This is a genomic window from Pseudomonas sp., assembly GCF_002796985.1.
In the GTDB taxonomy this organism is placed as follows: domain Bacteria; phylum Pseudomonadota; class Gammaproteobacteria; order Pseudomonadales; family Pseudomonadaceae; genus Pseudomonas.
The window spans coordinates 383,251-406,437 of the sequence record NZ_PEKX01000004.1; the positions used below are offsets into that span (position 1 = coordinate 383,251).

The 23,187-nt window shown below is 65.1% G+C and carries 17 protein-coding genes; 5 read left to right on the forward strand and 12 right to left on the reverse strand.

Annotated features, from left to right (window positions below; all coding sequences use genetic code 11):
* Positions 1–58 precede the first annotated feature (58 nt).
* From CTR55_RS04660 to CTR55_RS04670, 3 genes are all read right to left on the reverse strand, one after another.
* Positions 59–3,724 (reverse strand): translocation/assembly module TamB domain-containing protein, encoded by a 3,666-nt coding sequence (locus CTR55_RS04660; protein WP_296284401.1) that lies wholly within the window; start codon positions 3,722–3,724, stop codon positions 59–61.
* Positions 3,725–3,738: 14 nt separating this feature from the next.
* Complete coding sequence (locus CTR55_RS04665) at positions 3,739–5,427, reverse strand: autotransporter assembly complex family protein (RefSeq protein WP_296284402.1); 1,689 nt, start codon at positions 5,425–5,427, stop codon at positions 3,739–3,741.
* Between the two features lie 119 nt (positions 5,428–5,546).
* Positions 5,547–6,194, reverse strand: a complete 648-nt coding sequence (locus CTR55_RS04670; RefSeq protein WP_296284378.1) for a GNAT family N-acetyltransferase — start codon at positions 6,192–6,194, stop codon at positions 5,547–5,549.
* Positions 6,195–6,323: 129 nt separating this feature from the next.
* Here CTR55_RS04670 and xthA point away from each other — a divergent pair, with 129 nt between their 5' ends.
* A complete protein-coding gene (gene xthA / locus CTR55_RS04675; RefSeq protein WP_296284379.1) occupies positions 6,324–7,136 on the forward strand; it encodes an exodeoxyribonuclease III in 813 nt (270 codons plus the stop codon).
* Positions 7,137–7,199: 63 nt separating this feature from the next.
* Here xthA and CTR55_RS04680 read toward each other — a convergent pair whose 3' ends face one another.
* The 4 genes from CTR55_RS04680 to CTR55_RS04695 all read right to left on the reverse strand — a co-directional run bounded on the left by CTR55_RS04680 (position 7,200) and on the right by CTR55_RS04695 (position 12,526).
* Positions 7,200–8,405 carry a hypothetical protein gene (locus CTR55_RS04680; protein ID WP_296284380.1) on the reverse strand — a complete coding sequence of 402 codons (1,206 nt, stop codon included), beginning with the start codon at positions 8,403–8,405 and terminating at the stop codon, positions 7,200–7,202.
* Between the two features lie 344 nt (positions 8,406–8,749).
* Complete coding sequence (locus CTR55_RS04685) at positions 8,750–9,373, reverse strand: response regulator transcription factor (protein ID WP_296284381.1); 624 nt, start codon at positions 9,371–9,373, stop codon at positions 8,750–8,752.
* Positions 9,374–9,608: 235 nt separating this feature from the next.
* Positions 9,609–12,140 (reverse strand): hypothetical protein, encoded by a 2,532-nt coding sequence (locus CTR55_RS04690; protein ID WP_296284382.1) that lies wholly within the window; start codon positions 12,138–12,140, stop codon positions 9,609–9,611.
* Between the two features lie 143 nt (positions 12,141–12,283).
* Positions 12,284–12,526 (reverse strand): hypothetical protein, encoded by a 243-nt coding sequence (locus CTR55_RS04695; RefSeq protein ID WP_296284383.1) that lies wholly within the window; start codon positions 12,524–12,526, stop codon positions 12,284–12,286.
* A 196-nt stretch (positions 12,527–12,722) separates the two neighbouring features.
* Here CTR55_RS04695 and CTR55_RS04700 point away from each other — a divergent pair, with 196 nt between their 5' ends.
* From CTR55_RS04700 to CTR55_RS04710, 3 genes are all read left to right on the forward strand, one after another.
* The gene (locus CTR55_RS04700) at positions 12,723–14,105 is read left to right on the forward strand and encodes a phosphate ABC transporter substrate-binding/OmpA family protein (protein ID WP_296284384.1); all 1,383 of its coding nucleotides are present in this window, start codon (positions 12,723–12,725) and stop codon (positions 14,103–14,105) included.
* A 220-nt stretch (positions 14,106–14,325) separates the two neighbouring features.
* Complete coding sequence (locus tag CTR55_RS04705) at positions 14,326–15,369, forward strand: TerC family protein (protein ID WP_296284385.1); 1,044 nt, start codon at positions 14,326–14,328, stop codon at positions 15,367–15,369.
* On the forward strand, positions 15,335–15,535 hold the full coding sequence (locus tag CTR55_RS04710; RefSeq protein ID WP_296284386.1) for a hypothetical protein: 201 nt from the start codon (positions 15,335–15,337) through the stop codon (positions 15,533–15,535). The genes CTR55_RS04705 and CTR55_RS04710 overlap by 35 nt, the downstream gene beginning before the upstream one ends.
* Positions 15,536–15,578: 43 nt before the next feature.
* On the opposite strand, the gene CTR55_RS04715 is transcribed toward CTR55_RS04710, so the two are convergent.
* Complete coding sequence (locus CTR55_RS04715; RefSeq protein WP_296284387.1) at positions 15,579–16,808, reverse strand: acyl-CoA dehydrogenase; 1,230 nt, start codon at positions 16,806–16,808, stop codon at positions 15,579–15,581.
* Positions 16,809–16,975: 167 nt separating this feature from the next.
* Here CTR55_RS04715 and CTR55_RS04720 point away from each other — a divergent pair, with 167 nt between their 5' ends.
* A complete protein-coding gene (locus CTR55_RS04720; protein ID WP_296284388.1) occupies positions 16,976–17,908 on the forward strand; it encodes a LysR family transcriptional regulator in 933 nt (310 codons plus the stop codon).
* 232 nt (positions 17,909–18,140) lie between these two features.
* On the opposite strand, the gene CTR55_RS04725 is transcribed toward CTR55_RS04720, so the two are convergent.
* From CTR55_RS04725 to CTR55_RS04740, 4 genes are read right to left on the reverse strand one after another with little or no spacing between them, the layout of a single operon-like run.
* A complete protein-coding gene (locus CTR55_RS04725; protein ID WP_296284389.1) occupies positions 18,141–19,268 on the reverse strand; it encodes an acyl-CoA dehydrogenase family protein in 1,128 nt (375 codons plus the stop codon).
* Between the two features lie 10 nt (positions 19,269–19,278).
* Positions 19,279–20,463, reverse strand: a complete 1,185-nt coding sequence (locus CTR55_RS04730; RefSeq protein WP_296284390.1) for an acetyl-CoA C-acyltransferase — start codon at positions 20,461–20,463, stop codon at positions 19,279–19,281.
* A 16-nt stretch (positions 20,464–20,479) separates the two neighbouring features.
* Positions 20,480–21,250, reverse strand: coding sequence for a 3-hydroxyacyl-CoA dehydrogenase (locus CTR55_RS04735; RefSeq protein ID WP_296284391.1), 771 nt, complete (start codon positions 21,248–21,250; stop codon positions 20,480–20,482).
* A gap of 18 nt (positions 21,251–21,268) precedes the next feature.
* Entirely contained in the window at positions 21,269–22,933 is a 1,665-nt protein-coding gene (locus tag CTR55_RS04740; protein WP_296284392.1) for an acyl-CoA synthetase, read from the reverse strand.
* Positions 22,934–23,187 lie beyond the last annotated feature (254 nt).

The following is a 23,187-nucleotide window of genomic DNA, read 5'->3' on the forward strand; positions in this document are numbered from 1 at the left end:
GCTGCGGCGGATAACGAGGTTCGCGGGCAAGCTCGCTCCCACGAAAAGCACGACCGCCTCAGAAGTCGCGCTTGTAGAAGATGTCCAACGAGCTGGCCAGGCCGCTGGCGGCCTCCAGGTAGACCTTCTTGCTCAGCAGGTAGCGCAGCGCGATGGTATTGGCCGGCTCGAACACACCCACGCCATAACGCAGGCTGAGGCGGTCGGAGAGCTGGCCGCTGGCGACCACGCTGGTGCTGTTGCCGGTGCCTTCGGTGTCCAGTTGGAAATCCTGAATACCCAGGCGCTGGGCCACCTCGCCGGTGAGCGGCGCGCTACCGGCAAGGCCAAGCGCCAGGGCCGCTTCGCCAAGCATGTTGCTGTCTTCGCCGCTGGACATCGGCCGGCCCAGCACCAGGTAGGACAGCGCCTGTTGCTGGCTCATGGCGGGCTCGGAGAACACCTCGCTGCGCGGCTGCTCGGCGTTGCCGGTCAGGCGCAGGCCGGCGACCACGTCGTCGACCTTGCGGATCGCCTCGACGTCGAGGAACGGCTGGTCGATGGGCCCGGCGAACAGCAGGCGCGCACGACGGATGGTCAGCTTCTGGCCGTAGGCGCGGTAGCGGCCGTTGTTCAGGCGCAGCTCGCCACGGGTATCCAGGTTGTCACCAATGTGCACCTGCCCCGCCAGTTCCGCGTTCAGGCCGAAGCCGCTGAAGGTCAGCTTGTCGCTACCCACGCTGACGTCGATGTCCATGTTCAGCGCCAGGGCGCTTTTCGGCTCCTGCTTCGCGCCCACGATCACAGTGTCGTCGGACACCTTGACCGTGGACGGCGGCAGCTGGCGAAGGATGATGGCGCCGCGCGGCACCTGCACCGAGCCGGAAATCGCGAGTTTTTCACCGACCATCTGCACGGCGAGGTCCGGTTCGACTTCGAGGTTGGCGTAGGGCTCCACGGTCACCGGCAGGCGGTTGCCATGCAGCTTCACGTCGACATCCAGGCCGCTGGCCCAGGCGATGCGCCCGGACAGGCTGCCGTTGCCATGCTCTCCGGCCTTCCAGTCACCGCTCAGGTCGACCTGCTCGCCGGCGATTCGCGCCGTGACCTGCAAGCGCTCGAAACGGGTCGGCAGGTCGCCACCGGAGATTTCACCGTCATTCAGGCGCAACTCGCCATCCACCCGTGGCGCCAGCAGCCCACCGGAGATCTGCCCGCTGCCATTGAGCTGACCCTTGAGGGTTTCCACCATCGGCGCGAACGGCCGGGCAATGGCAATATCCAGTCCCTTGAGACTGAAAGTGCCGTTCACCGGCTTGGTTTTCGGCCGTGGGTCGAGCTGGACCTGGGCCTGCAGGCTGCCGAGCTTGTCGCCGAGGAACTGCAGGCTGGTGTCGATGCGCCGGGGCGTCAGGCGGCTCTCCAGTTGCAGGCGCTGGTAGGGAAAATCGACCCACTCCTCCTGCTCCTTGATGCGCAGGGTGCCGTTGTTGGCGTTGATCAGGATGGAACCGTTGGGGCCGCTGGCGGGCAGGTCGAGTTGCACGTCGCCATCGAGCTTGCCCTTCCAGGCAAAGTCCTCGGGCAGCCAGCGCGCCAGGCTGTCCAACGGGAATTCGCGCAGGTGCAGGCGCAGCCGCGGGTCGGGCATCAGCCGCTGGTCTTCCATGCACAGGCTGGCCGGCCCGGACGCCCAACAATGGGCGCCGAGGTTGATGCGCCCGTCCGCCAGCCGCTCCAGGCGTGCCGGCTGTTGCAGGCGCCAGTCCTGGCCGCCGCTCTGGATGTCACCTTTTACCAGACGCCCGCGCCAGTCCTTGCCGTTCCAGTTACCGTCCAGGCCGAGGTCGAGCACTACCGGCTTGCCCTGCAGGTTCAGGGCGAGCTGCTGGCGCTTGAGGTCGCCGCTGCCGTCCAGCTTGAGCACGCCAAAATCCGTGTCGCCGCTGTGCAGCCCCTGGGCTGTCAGGTTTACCCGGCCGCGCTGGGCGGCGTCGAGGGAGGCAGTCAGGTCCAGCGTGCGCAGGCCCTGGTCGGCGTAGGCGACGCGCTGGCCGTCGAGCTTCAGTTGCCCTTGCGGCGCCTGCAGCGTGCCAGCCAGGTCGAGCTGGCCATTGAGACGACCGAACAGTTGCGGCCACAGTTGGCCGAGTCGATTCAAGGCGATGTCGAGGCGACCGGACAGCCGCTGGTCCAGCGTGGCCTGGCCGCTGATGCGGTTGTCGCCCAGTTGCAGCGCCAGGCCTTCGACCTTCCACGCCTGCCCCGCCGCCGTGGCATTGGCCCTGAAGGTGGCCGGCTGGCCGCGCAGGCGGCCCTGCAGGTCGAGGTTGGCATCGAGGTTCAGCGCCTCACCCTTGAGCGAGCCCTTGCTGCGCAGCGGCCCGCCGAGGCGGCCGGGCATTTCCTCCAGCCAATAGGCCGGGTCGAGGTCGGACAGGTCGAGCGCTGCGTCCCAGCTCACCACGTCGGCGAAACCGACCTTCAGGTGCCCTTCGGCCTTGCCCTGCCCCGCCACCAGTTTCAGCGACGGCAGGAAGACTTCCGCAAGGTTGCCCGACACTGGGCTGGCCAGGGTGAAATCGCCAGCCGGCCCCTTGAAGGCGCCGTCGAAGTTGCCCAGGTAAGCGCCGTCGCTGTAGCTCACTTCGGCCTTGAAGGTGTGCACGCTCACCGGCGGCTCGTCGACTTCCGGGTACAGGCGGCGCCAGGGGAAGTCCAGCCAGTCGAGTTGGGCGTTGGCGGCGAAGGCGTCCTTCCAGTCGAGGCGGCCGGTCAGTGCCACGCGCTGGTCCTTGGCGGCACTCAGGTCGAGCGCGGCGATGTCCGCGCCCTCGGCGTCGACGCGGCCGCGCAGGGTCAGCACCACCGGGCTTTCCACGGCGGGCAGCAGCGCGGCACCGGCCAGCTGGTAGCCGTCCTTGAGGTTGCCGCTGGCGGTCAGGCGCAGCTGGTTCAGCGTCAGGGTGTCGGGCAGCGAGGCATCCGCCTTGAAGCCGTCGGCGGTGACCAGCGCAGTGGCCGGCAGGTTCTCCGCCAGTGGTTGCAGGTCACCCTCCAGCTTGCCATTCAAGTAGCCACTGCTCTGTGCCTGCAACTTCAGATGGCCCATCAGCTCGCCCTTGGCCTGCAGCTGCAGGGTCCAGGGCTGTTCGCCCGGTGCGGGCAGCCCGAGGGTGCCTTCGGCTTCCAGCGCCCAACCCTGGGTCGGCTTGAGCAGGCCCTTGAGCGACAGATTCAGGCCGTCGCGGGCGAGCTTCACCGAGTCGATGTGCAGACCTTCATGGTCCCAATGCGCGGCCAACTCGGCGTCGCGCAGCTGTTCCTGGCCATCGAGCAGGAAGCGGCCGATGCGGATGTCGCCCAGCTCCAGCGACAGCGGCAGGCTCAGGTCGGGCAGTTCGACGGGGCCGGACGATTCGCTCGGCTCGCTCGGTGGCAGGGTCAGCAGCACCTCGTTGGCCACGACCGTGTGCAGGCACAGAGTCATACGCAGCAGGCAGGCCGGCGACCAGTCGATCTGCGGCTGGTCCAGCACCAGGTGGGTCGCGCCATCGGTCCACTCCAGGCGCTTGGCGCTGAAGCCGCCCGCAAGGCGCCCGTCGAATGCCTCGACGCTCAGGCCGGGCACCCAGCTCAGCACCGCGCGGCTACCTGCCGACGTGCCGAGCAGGCTGGCGATGGCAATAGCCAGCAGCAGGATCAGCCCGAGCAGGCCGCCCAGGCTCCAGCGCAGCGCGCGCATCCAGCCCGCGCGGCTCATAGCTCAGGGCCCATGGAGAAGTGGATGCGGAGTCCGCCGTCCTCGTCCAGGCCGTCGGCCAGGTCCAGACGCAACGGGCCGACCGGGGAAATCCAGCGGATGCCGATCCCCACGCCGGTCTTGATCGAGGGGAAGTCCAGCGAGTTGAACGAGTTGCCCTGGTCGACGAAGGCCGCGATGCGCCAGCGTTCGGCGATGGGGTACTGGTACTCGACACTGCCGGCGACCATGTAGCGGCCACCGATACGGTCGCCGTCGGAGTTCTTCGGCGACAGGGTCTGGTAGTCATAGCCGCGCACGCTCTGGTCACCGCCGGCGAAGAAACGCAGCGACGGCGGGATCGCGCTGTAGTCGTTGGTGGCGATGCCACCGACCTGGATACGTCCGAGCAAACGCTGCCCTCCCCAGAAACTGGTCACGCCCTTGGCCATGGCGTTGATATGGGCGACGTCGGCGTCCGCCAGCAACCCTTCCTTGGCGCCCTTCACTTCGAATTGCAGGCGATAGCCCTTGCCGGGGTCGATCTTGTTGTCGGCTTCGAGGATCGAGTAGCCGATGCCCGGCATCAGGAAACTGCTCAGCCCCGAATCGTCGCCCAGCTTGTACTCCTCACGCTGCCAGTTCAGCGAGACAACCCGCTGCCAGCCGCTGTCGAGTTTGTGGTGCCATTCGCCGCCGAGGGTGAGCAGCTTGCTCTCGGTGTCCACCAGGTCTTCGTACTGGTAGCCGCTGGTGAAGCGCAGCTTGTCAGTGAGTGGCGGGTCCAGCGGGATCTCGTACCAGGCGCCGACGTTCTGCCGGGGCGCGGAGACCTCCGCCTCGAAGCCCAGGCTGTGGCCCTGCGGGTTGACCCAGTGGCGGGTCCAGGTGGCCCTGGCACGCGGCCCGACGTCGGTCGAGAAGCCCAGGCCAAGGCCCATGGTGCGCGGCTTGCGCGCTTCCAGATGGACATGCACCGGCACCACCTCACCGTCGGCGTTGGTCGGTGCGGCATCCACCCGCACGCCATCGAAATAGCCGCTGGACTGCAGCGCCTGGTTGAGATCGGCGATCTGCTCGGAGTCGTAGTCGGCGCCTTCCTTGAACGGCACCATGCGCTGCAGCAGGTCTTCGTCGAAGGGGAAGTCGCCGGCGAAATCAACTTTGCCCAGGCGGTAGCGCGGACCGCTGGCGTACACCAGTTCGATATCCGCCACGCCGGCTTCGGGGTCGATGCGCAGTTGCTGCTGGGTGAACTGGCCACGGAAGAAACCGAAGCGCGAGGCCTGGTTCTGGATCAGCCGCTTGGCGTCCTCATAGGCGCCATGGTTAAGCTGCGAACCCGGCTTCAGGGCATCGCCGCCAGGCACCCGGAAGCTCTTGAGTTTGGCCGCCGGGCCATCGACGCGCACCGTCACGTTGCGCAGGTGAATGGGTTCGCCGGGACGGACATTGATCCGCAGGGTGGCCACCTTGTCATCGGTCACCCGGCCGCGGATGCGCGCCTGGTAGTAGCCCAAAGCCTGGGCGGCCTTTTGCGCCTGCTCCACGGCATTGCGCCGGAATCTTTGCAGGGCCGCCTGATCACGCTCGCCAAGACTGCCCACATAGGCCTCGATATTGGCCTTGAGCGCAGTGTTGGCGGGAGTGATACGAACGTCGAGTTGGGCTTCGGCAGCCAGTACCGCCTGCAAGCAGAAGGCCATTACCAGCAGCAGCCCAAGCAATCCTTGGACAACTCTCATGGCGCGAAATGCTAGCACGGGTTTTCCCCGCCCGGCCCTATTCCAGAGCGTGGGAAACGTCTGAACGACTCAAGACCGGTCTATCCGACAGATGCTGTCGCTGCTTCGCGCCCGGCATTGGGATGAAACAACACATGCTCGCGGATCGGTCCCAGGGCTACCTCCCCCAGCTCCTTGTAACCATGACGCCGGTAGAACTCCAGATAGCGCGCATTCCCCGTGTCCAGCACCAGCCCCTGCGAGCCGCCATCCTCAGCGCACCAGGCGTGCAGTGCATCGAGCAACTGCTCGCCCAGGCGCTTGCCCTGGAATTCAGGGTGCACGCCGATCAGCGGCAGGATGTGATAGGGCCCGGGCGGCAGGCAGCCGAGTACGGCCGCGTGATAGTCCAGGTAGCGCCGGGTGCAGCCCAGACCGGTGGTCAGCAGCATGCGCATGCGCCAGAACCAGCTTTCGGTCACGTCCAGACGACGTTGTGGCGGCACGACGAGGGCCACGCCCACCAGACGGTCCTCGATCAGCAGGCCGATGGACGGCAGCTCCTCGAGAAAGTGCTGGTTGACCAGTTCGCGGATAGTGGCCCGCACACGCTGATCGAAGCCGGCACGGTCGGACTCGAACAGGTAGGCGAAGGTGGGTTCATGGCGGTAGGCGTGATACAGCAACGAGCGGACTTCACGACTGTAATTGCCGTCCAGCAGACGGACTTCAGCGGGAGTATCAGGCATGCGGACGCCTCTTCTTGTTGTGTGTTCCTATGGTTAGCGGCCCAGCCACGAAACCCTAGCAGTGCCTCGCCGGGGTCGCCAGGGCCCGCCGGCCTGAGCTAGCATCTTGTTTTTGCCAGGACGCCCGGGATGAAAATCGTCTCTTTCAACATCAATGGCTTGCGCGCCCGCCCCCATCAGCTGCAGGCCATCATCGAGCGTCACCAGCCCGATGTGATCGGCCTGCAGGAAACCAAGGTCGCCGACGAGCAGTTCCCCCACGAGGAAATAAAAGCCCTCGGCTACCACGTGCATTATCACGGCCAGAAGGGGCACTACGGCGTCGCCCTGCTCTCCCGCCAGGAGCCGCTGGAGCTGCAGCGCGGCTTCCCGAATGACGGCGAGGACTCCCAGCGCCGCTTCATCTGGGGCACCTTCAAGGACGCCGAGGGCCAGCCGATCACCGTAATGAACGGCTACTTCCCCCAGGGCGAAAGCCGCGACCATCCGGTGAAATTCCCGGCCAAGCAACGCTTCTACGCCGACCTGCAGGACCTGCTGGAAACCCGCTTCCAGCCCGACCAGCCGCTGGTGGTGATGGGCGACATCAACATCTCGCCGGAAGACTGCGACATCGGTATCGGCGAAGAGAACCGCAAGCGCTGGCTGAAGACCGGCAAGTGCAGCTTCCTGCCGGAAGAACGCGAATGGCTGGCGCGCCTCAAGGGCTGGGGCCTGGTGGACAGTTTCCGTTTGCAGAACCCGAGCGTGGACGACCGCTTCAGCTGGTTCGACTACCGCAGCCGTGGCTTCGAGGACACCCCCAAGCGCGGCCTGCGCATCGACGTGATCCTCGCCTCCGAGGGCCTGCGCGGACGCATTGCCGATACCGGCGTGGACTACGACATCCGCGGCATGGAAAAACCGTCCGACCATGCACCGATCTGGCTACAGCTGAAGTAATCACCCTGAACAAAAAAGCCCGGCCAATGCCGGGCTTTCCTTCTCTTCGATTCAGCTCCGGGCTCAGGCTTCTTCCGCCCCGGTTCCCACCGTCTTGCTGATGGCGCTGTAGGTGGTGTTGAAGCGTACGGTTTCGTTGAATCCCTTGACGATGGCACCGAAGCGCTCCTTGGCATCGAGCAATTGCTTGAAGCGATCCGCCAGCTCGGCGCCCTGGCGCTGCAGGCCGGTCTCGCGGTCGTCCAGCTCCTGAATGCGGGCACGCATCTGGTTCAATTGGCGGTCGATGCTCTGCTGCTCCTGGCTCAACACCTCGGCGCGCTTGGTGGTGGCACGGTCGCGGCTGTCCACGGTTTCCGCCAGGGCTTGCAGCGCGGTGCTGCGGTCGGCGAGCACTGCGGCATTCTGCTCGGCGACACGTTCGATACCTTGCTTCTCTTCCTGCAGGCGCTGTTCCTGCTGGCTCAGACGCTCCTCCCGCTCGGCCAGTTGACGCTCACGCTCGAGTGTCGCCAGGCGACGCTCCTCGAGCGCCTCGCGCATCTTCACGATTTCCAGCTTCTGCTGCGACAGCCCGTGGGCCATGCCCGCCAGCGAGTCAAGGGTGGACTGCACGTCGTGCAGGACACCGTCGGTTTCAATGGCTGAGGACGGACGTGCAGCCACAGCGGATTCCACGGATACCCGGGCATTCGTGGCATCGGAGTTGGCGGCTTGTGCTTGAGCGTTCATGGTGAGGGGTTCCTCGTGGGAAAAGGGGGAAATTGGCTGTCTGCTAGACGAAAGGGTTGCAGCGTCAGTGGTATTGCATTCGTGATCGGCTGTTTGCGCCGGGAGCTGGAGCGAATCGAGCAGGATGGCGGCCGTTTCTGCTTCGGAGATGGCAAGGTCGGCAGACGAAACGCCTGCGGTCATCGACAGCGGCTCGGTGGTCTCGGAGCAGCCGGGCTCCACGGAGCCCAGACCTGAGCAGGCCGAGGCGAGTTCGGCGAGATCTCTTTCAAGGCTTTCGAAAGCCTCGACAGTCTGCGAATCCGCAGGCTGCCCGGCAGGCAAAGAGGCCTGGCCCTGGATCGAGATATACCCAGCCGACAACACAGGGCGAGTGATGTCCTCGGCGGACGCGGACAACGTCGTCCCGAGGCCGGACAGGTCCTCCTCGGTACCCGGAGAAAGAAGTGCGGTTACCTGTTCGGACTGCTGAGGGGCGGTCATGACAGACAAGCCTTCCTCCTGATGTCCTTCGAACCGCTTCGCATCTGAAGTCATGAAACGTCCTACCCTGAGGGTGGTCAGCCACACCTCCTCTGCACGTCGTTCGACAAGTCGAACAAGGTCAGAGGCTCGATGACGATGCCGCTTCGAAATCAAGGGCAATCAGGCCGACTGGAAGAGCCGATGGGCTGCCCCGCTCTTCCTCGTTTGCGGAAGAGCAGGACAGGTTGCAGGAAGAATTCTTACAACTCGGAGCCATCGTGAATGTCAGTAAATTCCTGCATAGACGAAGGAAAACTATGCAAGACCACCTGACTGAATCGACTCAGTTCCCAGGGGGATCCAGGCTTGCCGGAAAAACAGGGCTCGGCAAAGGACGCAGAATGGGTTCGCACCCGCTAGAGCAGGCCAATCTCCTCGCTGACGCTGAACAGCTCCTCAAGGGTCGTGGCCGATAACTTCCGCATCAGTTGCCTTTTGTGCTGACCGATGCTCGCCCCTGACAACGCAAGGATCTCCGCCAGCGAAGCGACCGAACGCCCCCGGTGCAGGCCATGCAGAACAGCAACCAGGTGCGTGGGAAGCACCAGAGCAGAGTCCAGCCTGGGATCGCCACCCAGCGGCAATCGCGCATGCTCAGGAAAGACCTTGCCGCCCGCGAGAACGGCGTCGACGGCCCTGCCGATCAGCGTGGGCCGATCGTCCATCAGCAGAAATCCCGACACCCCGATTCTAATCGCGCGCTGAATATTCAGCGGTGATCCCAACCTGGAACACACCAGCACCGGGGTAGTCGGTTTCAGCCGCCCATCACGCCTCAGGATGGTGACCAGTTCCATACCATGAATGTCCGGCAGCTCCAGCGTCACCACCAGAAGATCGCATTCACTGGCGTCCAGACCACTCAGGGCTTGCCGCGCATACTTGAAATGCACGTCGCACTGATGGCCGTGGTCCAGCAGAAAGCGGCGGAGTGTGACGAAGTCACGCCGCGATGGTTCGATGAGTACTATGCGGGCCATGTTCCTCCATGCAGCAAAGGCCCCGCGGGCCGGGTGCGACATGGCGTATCGAAAGAATCCACCGCAGCAGTCGTTCCCGCAGAAATGTCGTTGAATGGCTGCCCCAACGGAATACGCCGCTGACGCAACGAAGGAGCCGGACAATTCCGTGTCTCGGCAACCCTTGTTGCGCCAGCGTCTCCACTGCGGCAGGTGCTCTCGACCGGCGCGCCCGAGGGCGTGCAGGTCGTTCCGGTCACTCGTTGACCGTCTTGGAAATGGCGGACAAGGTACTGTTGAACTGCACCGTTTCGTTGAAGCTCTTCACGATGGTGCTGAACTTGTCCTTGGCGCTTTGCAGTTGCTTCAGCCGAACGCCCAGTTCCTCGCTCTTGCGCTTCAAGGCGCTCTCCCGCTCATCCAGCTCGCTCGCACGGTTACGCAGGCCGGCCGCCTGTTCATCGATACGCTGCTGTTCCAGCTGGATCGACTCGGCACGCTTGACGGTGGTCTTGTCACGCAGGTCGACGGTCTGCGCCAGTTCCTTGAGTGCCTCGCTACGCTCCGCCAGGAGACGGTTGTTCTCCGCAGCCATTCGATCAAGGTTGGTCTTGGCTTCCTTCAGATGGTTCTCCAACTGCAGCAGGCGCTCTTCCTTGTCGCCCGCCAGGCGCTCACGCTCCTGCAGTAGGTTGTTCCACTCTTCCAGCTCTTCCTGCAGACGACCAGCCGCCTGCTTTTGCTGGGTCAGCCCTTGAGCCATGCCCGCGAGAGAATTCAAGGTGCTCTGGACATCGGACAGCACATCGTCCGGATCGGCTTCGAGTTGGGGCACGCTCAGCGAGGCCGCCACTTCCTGCAGCTCTATCGAAGAGATAGGAGCGGTGTCCTGTACATCGACCTCGGGTAACTCATCGCGCATTTCGGTCATTTCAGTTTCCTTCTGGATAAAGATTCCCTGAAGCGCCGCTGCTTCAGGGCGGCTGTCGTCGGCCCACCGGGCTTCGGCAGCAATGGGGGCTAAAGTGGCTCGTGCTGCGCTCAGTGTCGCTACCGGCTCAACCTGAGCGACCGGCGCCTCTTCATGAACAGCATTGGCAGCGGCCAGCACGGCCAAGGCATCTTCGAGGCTGGCGATCATCGGTTCGAAACCGAACTCGTCGGAGTCGACTGCTTCCTGAGCCCGTTCGAGCGCCTGCATATCGCCCATGACCAGATCGGGCTGTTGATCCAGCGCCACCGGCGTCCAGTGCATGACGACCGGTGTGCTATCCGACTCAGGCTGTGCAATGGCCTTCGCGAGCGCGGGCTGCGGCTGCTGGGCAATGTCTTCAACGACAGGCGCATTCACAGCAGTGGTTTCCACCTCACCCACACCTTGCGCAGCAGACTCTTCCGCCACTTCCGGCAGAGGCTTCTCGATCGCCACTTCGACAGCCGGCGCGCTCATCTCTTCCGCCAATGGCACGCCAGCGCTCGGTGTAGCGCGCTTCTGCGCCACTGTCGGCTGCGGCAGCACTACGGGTTTCCTGGCGATACGAACGCCGCTGACCACAATTGCCGGAGCCACCGCCTTGGGTTCTTCTGACGCCGTCATCACTTCCGGTTGCGTCGGTTCGGCCACTTGCCCGTTACCGATTTCGCTCTCGGCGGCAATTTCCGGAGCGCTCAGGTCCGGTCCCTGTTCGGCGAACATCATGTCCGGCAGCGATTGCTCGACGACCGCCTCGATCACTGGCTCGTGCACCGCCTCCACCGGCAGCTTCTCAAGGGGAGACTGGTTCAGCTCCGAAGTACCGTCGAACTCGGGCGCCACCTCTGCCATGGTCACTGACGCTTCTATTTCCGGCACACCGCTATCTGTCACTTCCGGTGGCGAATGCTCGACCACTTCCTCCGTGGAATGCTCCTCCGAGTCTTCCACTTCCGAAGGCTCCATCATGGAGGGCGAAGCGACTTCCATGGTTTCGGGCGCGGACAGTTCAGTCAGAGTCACGGTTTCCCCCGACGAAAGCTCCGGAGACTCGATACCGGTCAACCTCTCTTCCCTGGACTCTTCTTCGGCCGGCTCGAGCTGTTCAGCCAGAACGGTCATGTCCGGCGAACTCGTTGCGGAAACCACGGCGGGTTCCGGCGCGTCCAGAGTCTGCAGGCCCAACGGCTCATCCGCCTGGATGCGCGATTCGAAAGCGGGGGATAGGTCAGCGTTCTGGCCCTGCTGCACCGTATTCACCTCGGAGTCGTCCTGCGCGCCAGGAGTGCCACTTCCCAGGAAGTCCTGGTCCACCGACTCCGACGAAACGCTGCCGGCCATGCCGAGCGCATGCAGCTCGTCGATGCCGGATTCGGAAGCGATTGCGGGCGGCTCATCAACGCCGGCGACCTCCTCGGCGGCCGTTGTCGATTTCTGTTCGACGGAGCTATTGAGCCGCGACTGCCGGGCAAAATTCGCGAAGTCCAGGATCATCTCGGTGCCCATCTCGAAGCCCAGGTCCTCGATCTTCGTCGGTACGTCCTCGTCTTCCTCTGGATGGCTCAGAATGCTCAAGGCAGGTTGACGCACTCCCAGCATCCCGGCCCTGGACAGGAGATGGAGCCAGGAACGCAACGGCTGCAATGGCAGACGGATGCCCTGGAAGGTCAATGCTCTGGGGGACGGCAGGCTCAGTGCGCGGCGCCGCCAAGGGCGTCCCCAGGAGGCAGCGGATGCGACATGCAGGGCCAAGACGGTCGGTTTGAGGCGATGCTCGGAGCCAGCCGGAGCTGGCGCGCTATGGGATTGGGTCATGATCACTTTCCGGCGGGGACGTTGAAACGGCGCAAGTTTCGCTTGGCCGGAAAACGGGTGTTATCAGGCTTTCCTGATGAGCTGGGAGATTTTTCCTATCACTCCATCCGCACTCTGTTGCCAGCACATTCCGCAGCCCCGGCTCAGTCGTGGCTCCAGCGGCGCGCACTCTTCCTGGCCAGCCTGTCCGCTGAAAAACGCCGTACAACCCCTGTCAAGTCCAGCAGCATCACCAGGGCGAACAGCGGAGCCACCAACATGAGCATCGAGGGCGCCACCGCCAGCGCCCTCTCAGGCGCCATGACCAGGGCGCCAGCCATCAACACGGCCAGCAGGATGAGCACCAGCTTCATCAGGACCGACGCAAAATCGAGGATCTCGTCCATTTCGTTCTCCGGCATGGCGTAACGGACGACCTGTATAGCCCTGGCCGAACGGCGGTGAAATCGGAAATCTCCGGCAATCCACCAGTCATGTCTGAAGGCTGCGGAAACGGCTCTGCCCCGCAGCGAAGCGTCATATCGATGCAATGATTCCGACTTAATCTGCCGCGCCAACGATGCCTCAAATGGAAGTGGACCCATGCAGTACAAGTCGAGCCCCAGTGATGCCCAACCCTGGCCCGTTACCATCGCCTGGCTCACCATCGCGTTCATCTGCTACGCGTTCCCCTGGTCGGCATTCGCCGCCCTGCCCTCGTCCCAGGGCGACGCTCCGGTGCTGCGCATCCAGGGCTCCAACACTATCGGCGCGCACCTTCTGCCGGAGCTGGTAAAGGGCCTGCTGGTCAGCGAGGGCTACTCGAACGTCAGCGTCCAGCCGGGTCAGGCGGAGAACGAACAGCGCATCATCGGCCGCACCGGCGACGGAAAGGAGGCCATCGTCGACCTGGCGGCCCACGGCTCGAGCACCGGCTTCGTCGCGCTGAAGGGCAACACTGCCGAACTGGCCGCCGCCTCGCGCCCGATCAAGGACGCCGAAGTCGCGGGCCTGTCGGCGTCGGGCAACCTGCGCAGCGCCAAGGCCGAACAGGTGATCGGCATCGATGGCCTGGCGATCATCGTCAGCCCAGCCAATGCGCTGGACGAGCTGACCACCGACGACCTGGCGCGAGTTTTCTCCGGTGAAGTGAAAACCTGGGAAGAATTGGGCGGCCGCGGCGGTGCGATCCACCTGTACGCCCGCGATGACAACTCCGGCACCTTCGATACCTTCAAGGAGCTGGTGCTGGCCAGCCACGGCAAGGCGCTGGCCAGCGGCGTGCAGCGCTTCGAGTCCAGCGACCAGCTGTCCACCGAAGTGAGCAAGGACCCGCAGGGCATCGGCTTCGTCGGCCTGTCGTCGATCCAGAAGTCCAAGGCCCTGCGCATCGCCGATGGCGACTCCCAGGCCATGCCGCCCTCCACCACGCTGATCGCGACCGAAGACTACCCGCTGTCGCGCCGCCTGTTCCTCTACATGAAACCCGAGGAACCGAACCGCTGGGCCCGCGCCCTGCTGCAGTTCGCCCAGGGCGACAAGGGCCAGGCCCTGGTCAGCGCCAGCGGCTTCGTCGGCCAGCGCGTACAGGCGGTGAAGATGGCCCCGCGCGCCAGCATGCCGGAGGGCTACCAGGCCCTGGCGCGGGATGCCGAGCGGCTGTCGGTGAACTTCCGCTTCCGCGAAGGCAGCGCCACCCTGGACAACAAGGCCCAGCGTGACATCGACCGCCTGCTGGCCTACCTGCAGCAGAACGGCAAGATGAACAAGCAGGCGGTGCTGGTCGGCTTCGGCGACCCCAAACAGGACCCGGCCCGCGCCGAGCTGCTCTCCAAGCTGCGCGCCATGGCCGTGCGCCGCGAGCTGGCGAAGGACGGCGTGATGTTCCGCGAGATCAGCGGCATGGGCGATGCCCTGCCGGTGGCGGCCAACAGCGACAATGACGGCCGGGTGAAGAACCGTCGCGTGGAAGTCTGGGTTTACTGAAGTACCCAGCCAATAGCGAGCCTTCCGAGGATCAGCGTCTAAACTTTCCTTCAGACGCTGACGCCTCGAATCGGAATTCATGTAGGAACTTGTTACGTTCCAGCACTTGCCTGAGGCGTCCGCTCTGCTATTTTCCCGCCAGTGACGCCGGGCCCCTCTGACGGTTGCCAACCGCCATGTCGGAGTCACTTTTCGACAACGACACTAAGGGAGGGGCCACATGACAGCTCTGCACGCCTTTTTGACCGCACCATTCCTCGGAACCGCCACCTGGTTCTGGCTGGCCTTCCTGGCCATCGTGATTCTTCTGCTCGTACTCGACCTGGGCGTTTTGCAACGCGATCACCATGAGATCGGCGTGCGCGAAAGCCTGATGCTCTCCGCCGGCTACTTCGCCTGCGGCCTGGCCTTCGGTGGCTGGGTCTGGTACGAGTTCGGCGCCACCAGCGCGGTGGAGTACTACACCGGTTTCCTCGTCGAACAGTCGCTGTCCATGGACAACGTGTTCGTCATGGCGATGATCTTCGGTTTCTTCGGCATTCCCCGCCGCTACCAGCACCAGGTGCTGTTCTGGGGCATCCTCGGGGCCATCGTCATGCGCGCGCTGATGATCGGCCTGGGCGCCGCGCTGGTGAAGGAATTCGAGTGGATCATGTACGTGTTCGGCGCCTTCCTGCTGTTCAGCGGGGTAAAGATGCTGTTCAGCAAGCATGACAGCGAGCCGGACCTGGCCAACAACCCGGTACTGAAGTTCCTGCGCAAGCGCATCCGCATGACCGACACCCTCCACGAGCACCACTTCTTCGTGAAGATGCCGGATGCCTCGGGCAAGCTGGTGCGCTACGCCACCCCGCTGTTCCTGGCGCTGATCCTGATCGAGCTGGCCGACCTGGTGTTCGCCGTGGACAGCGTGCCGGCGATCTTCGCCATCACCCAGGACCCGTTCATCGTCTACACCTCGAACATCTTCGCCATCCTCGGCCTGCGCGCCCTGTACTTCTCGCTGGCGGCGATGATCCACCGCTTCGTCTACCTGAAGTACGCCCTGGCGCTGGTGCTGGTGTTCATCGGCACGAAGATTTTCCTGCATGGGTTCATCGGCAAGGTTCCCGCCGCCCTGTCGCTTGGCGTAACCTTCGGCCTTTTGGCGGGTGGCATACTGCTATCTTTGCTCAAGACCCGTCGCTCCAGCGAGGAACCGCTGGAAATCGTCAGCCAGGAGAGGATCCATGCAAGCGCTGGAGGTGAGGATCGAAGCCGTTGAGTTTCGCGGCCGGGCCTATTGGCAGGTCCGTCTCGGTCGTCGCACGCTGCGCTTTCCCCATGAGGCCGCTGCGCGCGCCTTCGCCGCCCAACTGCACTCGCGGCGGGAATGGCTGATCGAGCAACGGACGAGGAGCGACGGGACGGAGCCCTCTCCCCCGCAATAAATGAAAAGGCCCGCATCAGCGGGCCTTTTCATTACGGGTGGGATCAGCGGCTGCTACGCAGCGCATCACGCGGTACGTACTTGCCGATCTCGAACTTGCCGATGGCCGCGCGGTGCACTTCGTCCGGGCCGTCGGCCAGACGCAGGGTGCGCTGCATGGCGTAGAAGTAGGCCAACGGGGTGTCGTTGGAGACGCCAGCACCGCCGTGCATCTGGATGGCGCGATCAATCACCTGCAGGGCGACATTGGGCGCGACGACCTTGATCTGGGCGATCTCGCTCTGGGCGATCTTGTTGCCGGCGGTGTCCATCATGTACGCCGCATGCAGGGTCAGCAGGCGGGCCTGGTTGATCTCGATGCGCGAATTGGCGATGAGGTCGATGTTGCCGCCCAGGCGCGCCAGCGGCTTGCCGAAGGCGGTACGGCTGACGGAGCGCTTGCACATCAGTTCCAGCGCGCGCTCGGCCATGCCGATGGAGCGCATGCAGTGGTGGATGCGGCCTGGGCCGAGGCGGCCCTGGGCGATCTCGAAGCCACGGCCTTCGCCGAGCAGCACGTTCTCATAAGGTACGCGCACGTTCTCGAAGAGCACTTCGGCGTGGCCGTGCGGGGCATCGTCGTAGCCGAATACCGGCAGCGGGCGGAGAATCTTCACGCCGGGAGCGTCGGTGGGCACCAGGATCATCGAGTGCTGCTGGTGACGCGGCGCGTCCGGGTTGGTCAGGCCCATGAAGATCATGATCTTGCAGCGCGGATCGCAAGCGCCGGAGGTCCACCACTTGCGGCCGTTGATGACCCACTCGTCACCGTCGCGTACGGCGTTGGCTTCCATGTTGGTGGCGTCGGAAGAGGCCACGCCCGGCTCGGTCATCGCGAAGGCGGAGCGGATCTCGCCGCGCAGCAGCGGCTCCAGCCAGGTGCGCTTGTGCTCTTCGGTGCCGTAACGCACCAGCACTTCCATGTTGCCGGTGTCCGGCGCGGAGCAGTTGAACGGCTCGGAGCCCATCAGCGAGCGGCCCATGATTTCCGCCAGCGGCGCGTATTCCATGTTGGTCAGGCCGGCACCCAGCTCGGACTCAGGCAGGAACAGGTTCCACAGGCCTTCGGCCCTGGCCTTGGCCTTGAGCTCTTCCATGATGGCCGTGGGCTGCCAGCGGTCGCCTTGCGCCACTTGCTCCTCGAACACCTTCTCGGCGGGGTAGACGTAAGCTTCCATGAACGCGGTGACACGTTCACGCAGGTCCTGAACCTTGGCGGAATAAGCGAAATCCATGGGGGCTAACCTTCTGGCGGCGGTTGTTTGTGTGGTGATGATGCTAGAACAGCCAAGGGCATTTACCCAGCCTATTATCCGAATCAATGAACATTCATAACCCGTATGGACCTGAGCGTTCGTTCGGGTATGATCGGCCGCAGAACAACTACAAGCGGAGCCCTGGAATGAACCTCAGCAAGGTCGATCTGAACCTGTTCATCGTCTTCGACGCGATCTACACCGAAGCCAACCTGACCCGCGCCGGGCAGATCGTCGGCATTACCCAGCCAGCCGTCTCCAACGCCCTCGCCCGTCTGCGTGAAACCTTCAACGACCCGCTGTTCGTGCGCACCGCGCAGGGCATGGTGCCCACGCCCATGGCGCAGAACATCATCGGGCCGGTGCGCAATGCGCTGCAGTTGTTGCGCGTTTCGGTGCAGGAGAGCCGCACCTTCACCCCGACCCAGGCAAGCAAGACCTACCGCATCAGCATGACCGACCTCACCGAGGCCATCGTCCTGCCGCCGCTGTTCCAGCGCCTGCGTCGCCTGGCGCCGAACGTGCACATCGAGAGCTTCCTCTCCAAGCGTCGCGAGACCACCAAGGAACTGGCCGCCGGCCGCCTGGACTTCGCCGTGGATGCGCCGCTGAACACCGACCCGCAGGTGCGCCACGTCAAGCTGATGGAAGACCGCTACGTCTGCGCCATGCGCCAGGGCCATGCGCTGGCCAAGGACAAGGTGACCCTGGAGGAATACCTGTCGGTGGCGCACATCCAGATTTCCAGCCGCCGCAGCGGCCTGGGCTATGTGGACCTGTCGCTGGGCAAGATGGGCCTGCAGCGCAAGATCGCCCTGCGCTCGCAGCATTACCTGATGGCTTCGACCGTGGTGCAGCAGACCGACATGGTGGTCACCGTGCCCGAGCGCTTCGCCCGCCACCACGGCCTGCACTTCGTCGACCTGCCGGTGAACGACGTGCCCAAGCTGGAAACCCACCTGTACTGGCACGAAAGCACCGACCAGGACCCGGCCAACCGCTGGATGCGCGAGCAGATCATCGAACTGTGCCAGCAGGTGACGGCGCGGGAAGCGCGTGAGGCGGCGGAGCGGGCCTGATGCTTCCGGCGATACCCATCGATGGGTATCGCTTCGCTCCACGCCATCCTACGTTGGTGTGCCGGAGCCAACCTTGTAGGAGCGAGCTTGCTCGCGAACCGCGCAACCGGAAAATCCCCAGCGAGCATTGTTCGCGAGCAAGCTCGCTCCTACAGAAGAACAAGCCACCCGCAGCCCCCGCCCTGCCGAAGTGCCTGTCCAACGAACAGGCCGGGGTCTGCCGGCGAACCCGTTACAGGCTCCGCGCGATAACCAGCCGCTGCACGTCGCTGGTGCCTTCGTAGATCTGGCACACGCGCACGTCGCGGTAGATGCGCTCCACCGGGAAGTCCTGCAGATAGCCATAGCCGCCGAGGGTCTGGATCGCCGCGGAGCACACGCGCTCGGCCATTTCCGAGGCGAACAGCTTGGCCATGGAGGCTTCGGTCAGGCACGGCAGGCCGGCTTCGCGCAGGCTGGCGGCGTGGTGGACCATCTGCCGCGCCACGGCGATTTCGGTGGCCATGTCGCTGAGGCGGAAAGCCACGGCCTGGTGCTGGATGATCGGCTTGCCGAACGTCTCGCGCTCGTGGGCGTAGTCGCGAGCGTATTCGAAGGCTGCGCGGGCCATCCCGACCGCCTGGGAGGCAATACCAATGCGCCCACCTTCCAGGTTGGCCAAGGCGATGCTGTAGCCCTGCCCCTCCTCGCCCAGCCGGTAGCTGGCCGGGATGCGCACGTCGTCGAAGGCGATCTGGCAGGTATCGGAAGCATGCTGGCCGAGCTTGTCCTCGACGCGTACCACGCGATAGCCGGGCGTATCGGTGGGCACGATGAAGGCGCTGATACCCTTCTTGCCGGCCGCCGCATCGGTCACCGCGAAGACGATCACCACACCGGCATGTTTGCCGGAAGTGATGAACTGCTTGCTGCCATTCAGCACATAGTGGTCGCCGTCGCGGCGCGCGCGGGTCTTCAGGAAGCTGGCGTCGGAGCCGGCCTGCGGTTCGGTCAGGGCGAAGGCGCCGATCATCTCGCCACGGGCCAGGGGCACCAGGAACTGGTGCTTCTGTTCATCGTTGCCGAACTTGGCGATGGGCATGCAGCCCACCGAGTTGTGCACGCTCATGATGGTCGAGCAGGCGCCGTCGCCGGCGGCAATTTCCTCCAGCGCCATGGCGTAGGCCAGGTGGCCGGTCTGCGCGCCGCCCCACTGCTCCGCCACCAGCATACCGAGGAAGCCGAGGTCGGCCATTTCCTTGATCGCCTCGACGGGGAAACGATGCTCGCGGTCCCAGTCGGCGGCGAAGGGTTTCAGCCGTTCCTGGGCGAACTGGCGGGCAACGTCGCGAATCTGGATGTCTTCTTCGCTGGGAATCATCTCTCGCTCCTTAGGCCAGGCGCTCGACCGCGATGGCCGTGGCTTCGCCGCCACCGATGCACACCGAGGCCACGCCGCGCTTGAGGTCGTACTGCTTCAGCGCCGACAGCAGGGTCACAATCACCCGCGCGCCGGAAGCGCCGATGGGGTGACCGAGGGCGCAGGCGCCGCCATGGACGTTGAGCTTGTCGTGGGGGATATCCAGGTCGCGCATGGCGGCCATGGCGACCACGGCGAAGGCTTCATTGACCTCGAACAGGTCGACGTCGCCCAGTGCCCAGCCGGTGCGCTGCATCAGCCGGTTCACCGCGCCGACCGGGGCGGTCGGGAACAGGTTCGGCGCATCGGCGTAGGACGAATGGCCACGGATCGCCGCCAGCGGGGTCAGGCCGCGCTTTTCGGCTTCGGACAGACGCATCAGCACCAGCGCGGCGGCCCCGTCGGAGATGGAGCTGGCGTTGGCCGCCGTCACCGTGCCGCCATCGCGGAACGCCGGCTTCAGGGTCGGGATCTTGTCCGGCCGCGCCTTGGGTGGCTGCTCGTCTTCGCTGATGGCGCGCAGCTCCTTGCCGGCCTTGACCGTCACCGCGACGATCTCGTCCTTGAAGCGGCCTTCGCTCATGGCCTTTTGCGCGCGGGTCAGCGAAGTGATCGCGTAGTCGTCCTGCTGCTCGCGGGTGAAGCCGTACTTCTCGGCGCAGTCCTCGGCGAAGGTGCCCATCAGGCGACCCTTGTCGTAGGCGTCCTCGAGGCCGTCGAGGAACATGTGGTCGAGCACCTTGCCGTGGCCCATGCGATAGCCGCTGCGGGCGCGCTCCAGCAGGTACGGCGCGTTGGACATGCTCTCCATGCCGCCAGCCAGGGCGACGCGGGCGCTGTCGGCGAGGATGGCGTCGTGGGCCATCATCGCGGCCTTCATGCCCGAGCCGCACATCTTGTTCACCGTGGAGCACGGCGTGCCGCGCGCAAGCCCCGCGCCCAGCACGGCTTGGCGCGCCGGCGCCTGGCCTTGCCCGGCGGAGAGCACGCAGCCGAGCACGGCTTCATCCACTTCTTCAGCGCCCAGGCGGGCACGTTCTACCGCCGCGCGGATCGCTGCCGCGCCGAGGGTGGCGGCGGTGACGTCCTTGAAGTCGCCGAGGAAGCCGCCCATGGGGGTACGGGTGGCGCTGACGATGACGATGGGATCGTTCATGACTCTCTCCTCCTGCTTATTTCGCGGCCATGCGGATGGCGCCGTCGAGGCGGATCACTTCGCCGTTGAGCATGCTGTTCTCGATGATGTGGCGGGCCAGCGCGGCGTACTCGTCCGGGCGACCGAGGCGCGGCGGGAACGGCACGCTGGCGCCGAGGGAGTCACGCACTTCCTGGGGCATGGCGGCCATCATCGGCGTCTCGAAGATACCGGGGGCGATGGTCATCACGCGGATGCCCGAGCGCGCCAGTTCGCGGGCAATCGGCAGGGTCATGCCGACCACCGCGCTCTTGGAAGCGGAATACGCGGCCTGACCGACCTGCCCGTCGAAGGCGGCGACCGAGGCGGTGTTGATGATGATCCCGCGTTCGCCGCCGGCGTCCGGCTCATTCCGGGCCATGGCTTCGGCAGCCAGGCGCAGCATGTTGAAGGTGCCGATCAGGTTGATGTTGACGGTGCGGGCGAAGCTTTCCAGCCCGTGTACGCCGTTGCGGCCGATGACTTTCTCGGCGGGCGCAACGCCCGCGCAGTTGGCCAGGCCGTGCAGGGCGCCGAAGGTGTCCAATGCAAGTTGCACGGCAGCCTTGCCGTCAGCCTCGCTGCACACGTCGGTACGGATAAAGCGCGCATTCGCCTCGCCCAGTTCGGCGGCCTGGGCCGCGCCGGCTTCGGCGTTGACATCGGCCAGCACCACCTTGGCGCCAGCGCTCACCAGCAGCTTCGCGGTGGCCGCGCCGAGGCCGGAACCGCCGCCAGTGATGAGGAATACCTTGTTCTGGATCTGCATGAAGTCTCTCCGCTGTACTCAGTGAGCCGCCGATTTCTCGGCCGCTTCGCGTTGCTTGGCGATCTCCTGGTTGCGCAGGAGGAAGCGCTGGATCTTGCCGCTGGGGGTCTTGGGCAGTTCGTCGACGAACTCCACTTCCCGCGGGTAGCTGTGCGCCGACAGTCGCTTGCGCACGTACTGTTGTAGTTCCTCGGCCAGCTCCGCGCCCGGCCGGTAGGATGAACAGAGCACCACGAAGGCCTTGACCAGTTCGGTGCGTTCCGGGTCCGGCTTGCCGATCACCGCCGCCTCGATCACCGCCGGGTGTTCGATCAGCGCGCTCTCCACGTCGAACGGGCCGACACGGTAGCCGGAGGTGGTAATCAGGTCGTCGGCGCGGCCGACGAAGCTGATGCTGCCGTCGGCGTTCAGCTCCACGGTGTCGCCGCTCAGGTAGTAGTCGCCGACAAAGGACTTGGTCTCCATGCCCTGGTAGCCGGCGAACCACATCAGCGGCGACTGGCGGCGATCCATGGCCAGCACGCCGGGCTGGCCGGCGGGCAGCTCGTTGCCCTGCTCGTCCAGCACCACCACGCGGTGGCCGGGGATGGAGTAGCCGGCGGCGCCCATGTGCACCGGGTGCTCCAGCTCGTGGTGGTTGGCCAGCACCATGCCCAGCTCGGTCTGGCCGTAGTGGTCGTGGATGGTCACGCCCAGCTCGCTGGCGAACCAGCGGATCACTTCCGGGGTCAGCGGCTCACCGGCGCTGCTCACCGCGCGAAGGCGGCCCCTGAGCGGTTTGGACGCGGCTTCACCGGCAGCGATCAGCAGCCGGTACGCGGTGGGGGAGCCGGCCAGGTTGGTGATGGCGTACTTGCGCACGATGCGGCAGGTGCTCTCCACCGTGAACGCGCCTTCGTAGAAGGTGATCGGGTGCCCCATGGCCAGCGGCCCGGTGATGCCGTAGTAGAGCCCGTAGGCCCAGCCCGGATCGGCGAGGTTCCAGAACGAATCCTCCTCGCGCAGCCCGACCACATCGCGCATGTAGCCGACGAAGGCGACGATGGCCTTGAGCGGTACGGCCAGTGGCTTGGCCAGCCCGGTGGTGCCAGAGGTGAACATCAGCAGGAAGGTGTCTTCACCACTGCGCAGTACCGGTTCGAAGTCCGGCGAATGGCGCTCCAGTTCGGCCCAGAAGCTGTAGTCGCCGTGGCGGATGCCCTGCCCCTTCGGCCCGCCGACAGTCACCAGCGTGGGCGCGTCGGGTACCTCGTCGAGCTTGCTGCGGTTGGCGCCGTCGGTCACCACCACCTTGCTGCCGGCCAGCTTGACCCGGTGCTCGATGGCCTTGGGCCCGAAGGCGGTGAACAGCGGCTGGTAGACCGCGCCCAGCCGCCACGCGCCGAGCACGGCGATCAGCAGTTCCGGGGTGCGCGGCAGCATGCCGGAGACCACGTCGCCGGGGCGCACGCCGAGGCCGTGGAGGAAGCTGGCGAAGCGGCCAGAGAGTTCCTTGAGCTGGGTGAAGGTATAGGAGGCGCTGTCGCCGTCCTTGCCCTCCCAGAACAGCGCGACGCGGCCAGGGATGGCATGGCGGTCGCAGCATTCGACACAAGCGTTGAGGGCATCGAGGTTGCCGGCCAGGACGGCGTCGGCGGTGGCACGGTAGTCGAATTCGGCCGTGGCGGCGGTATGGGAACGCATCGCAGAACTCCTGGGTTTGTTCTTGTCTGGAGTTCCCTGATGTTCCCGCCGCCTGGGCGCGCGGGCAATGTCGAAAGCCGCCAATCTGGATGAGCGGATTGGACAGCGGGGGGGCGTGAGGGTTGGTTCAGGGTGAGGCGCCGGCCTGGCCGGCGGGTCGCGGATATGGGCTAGGCACCCCCGCCCAACCTACAGGGATGTTTCGGCGCTTGGGCGGGCCCTCACCCTAGCCCTCTCCCAGGGGGAGAGGGGAC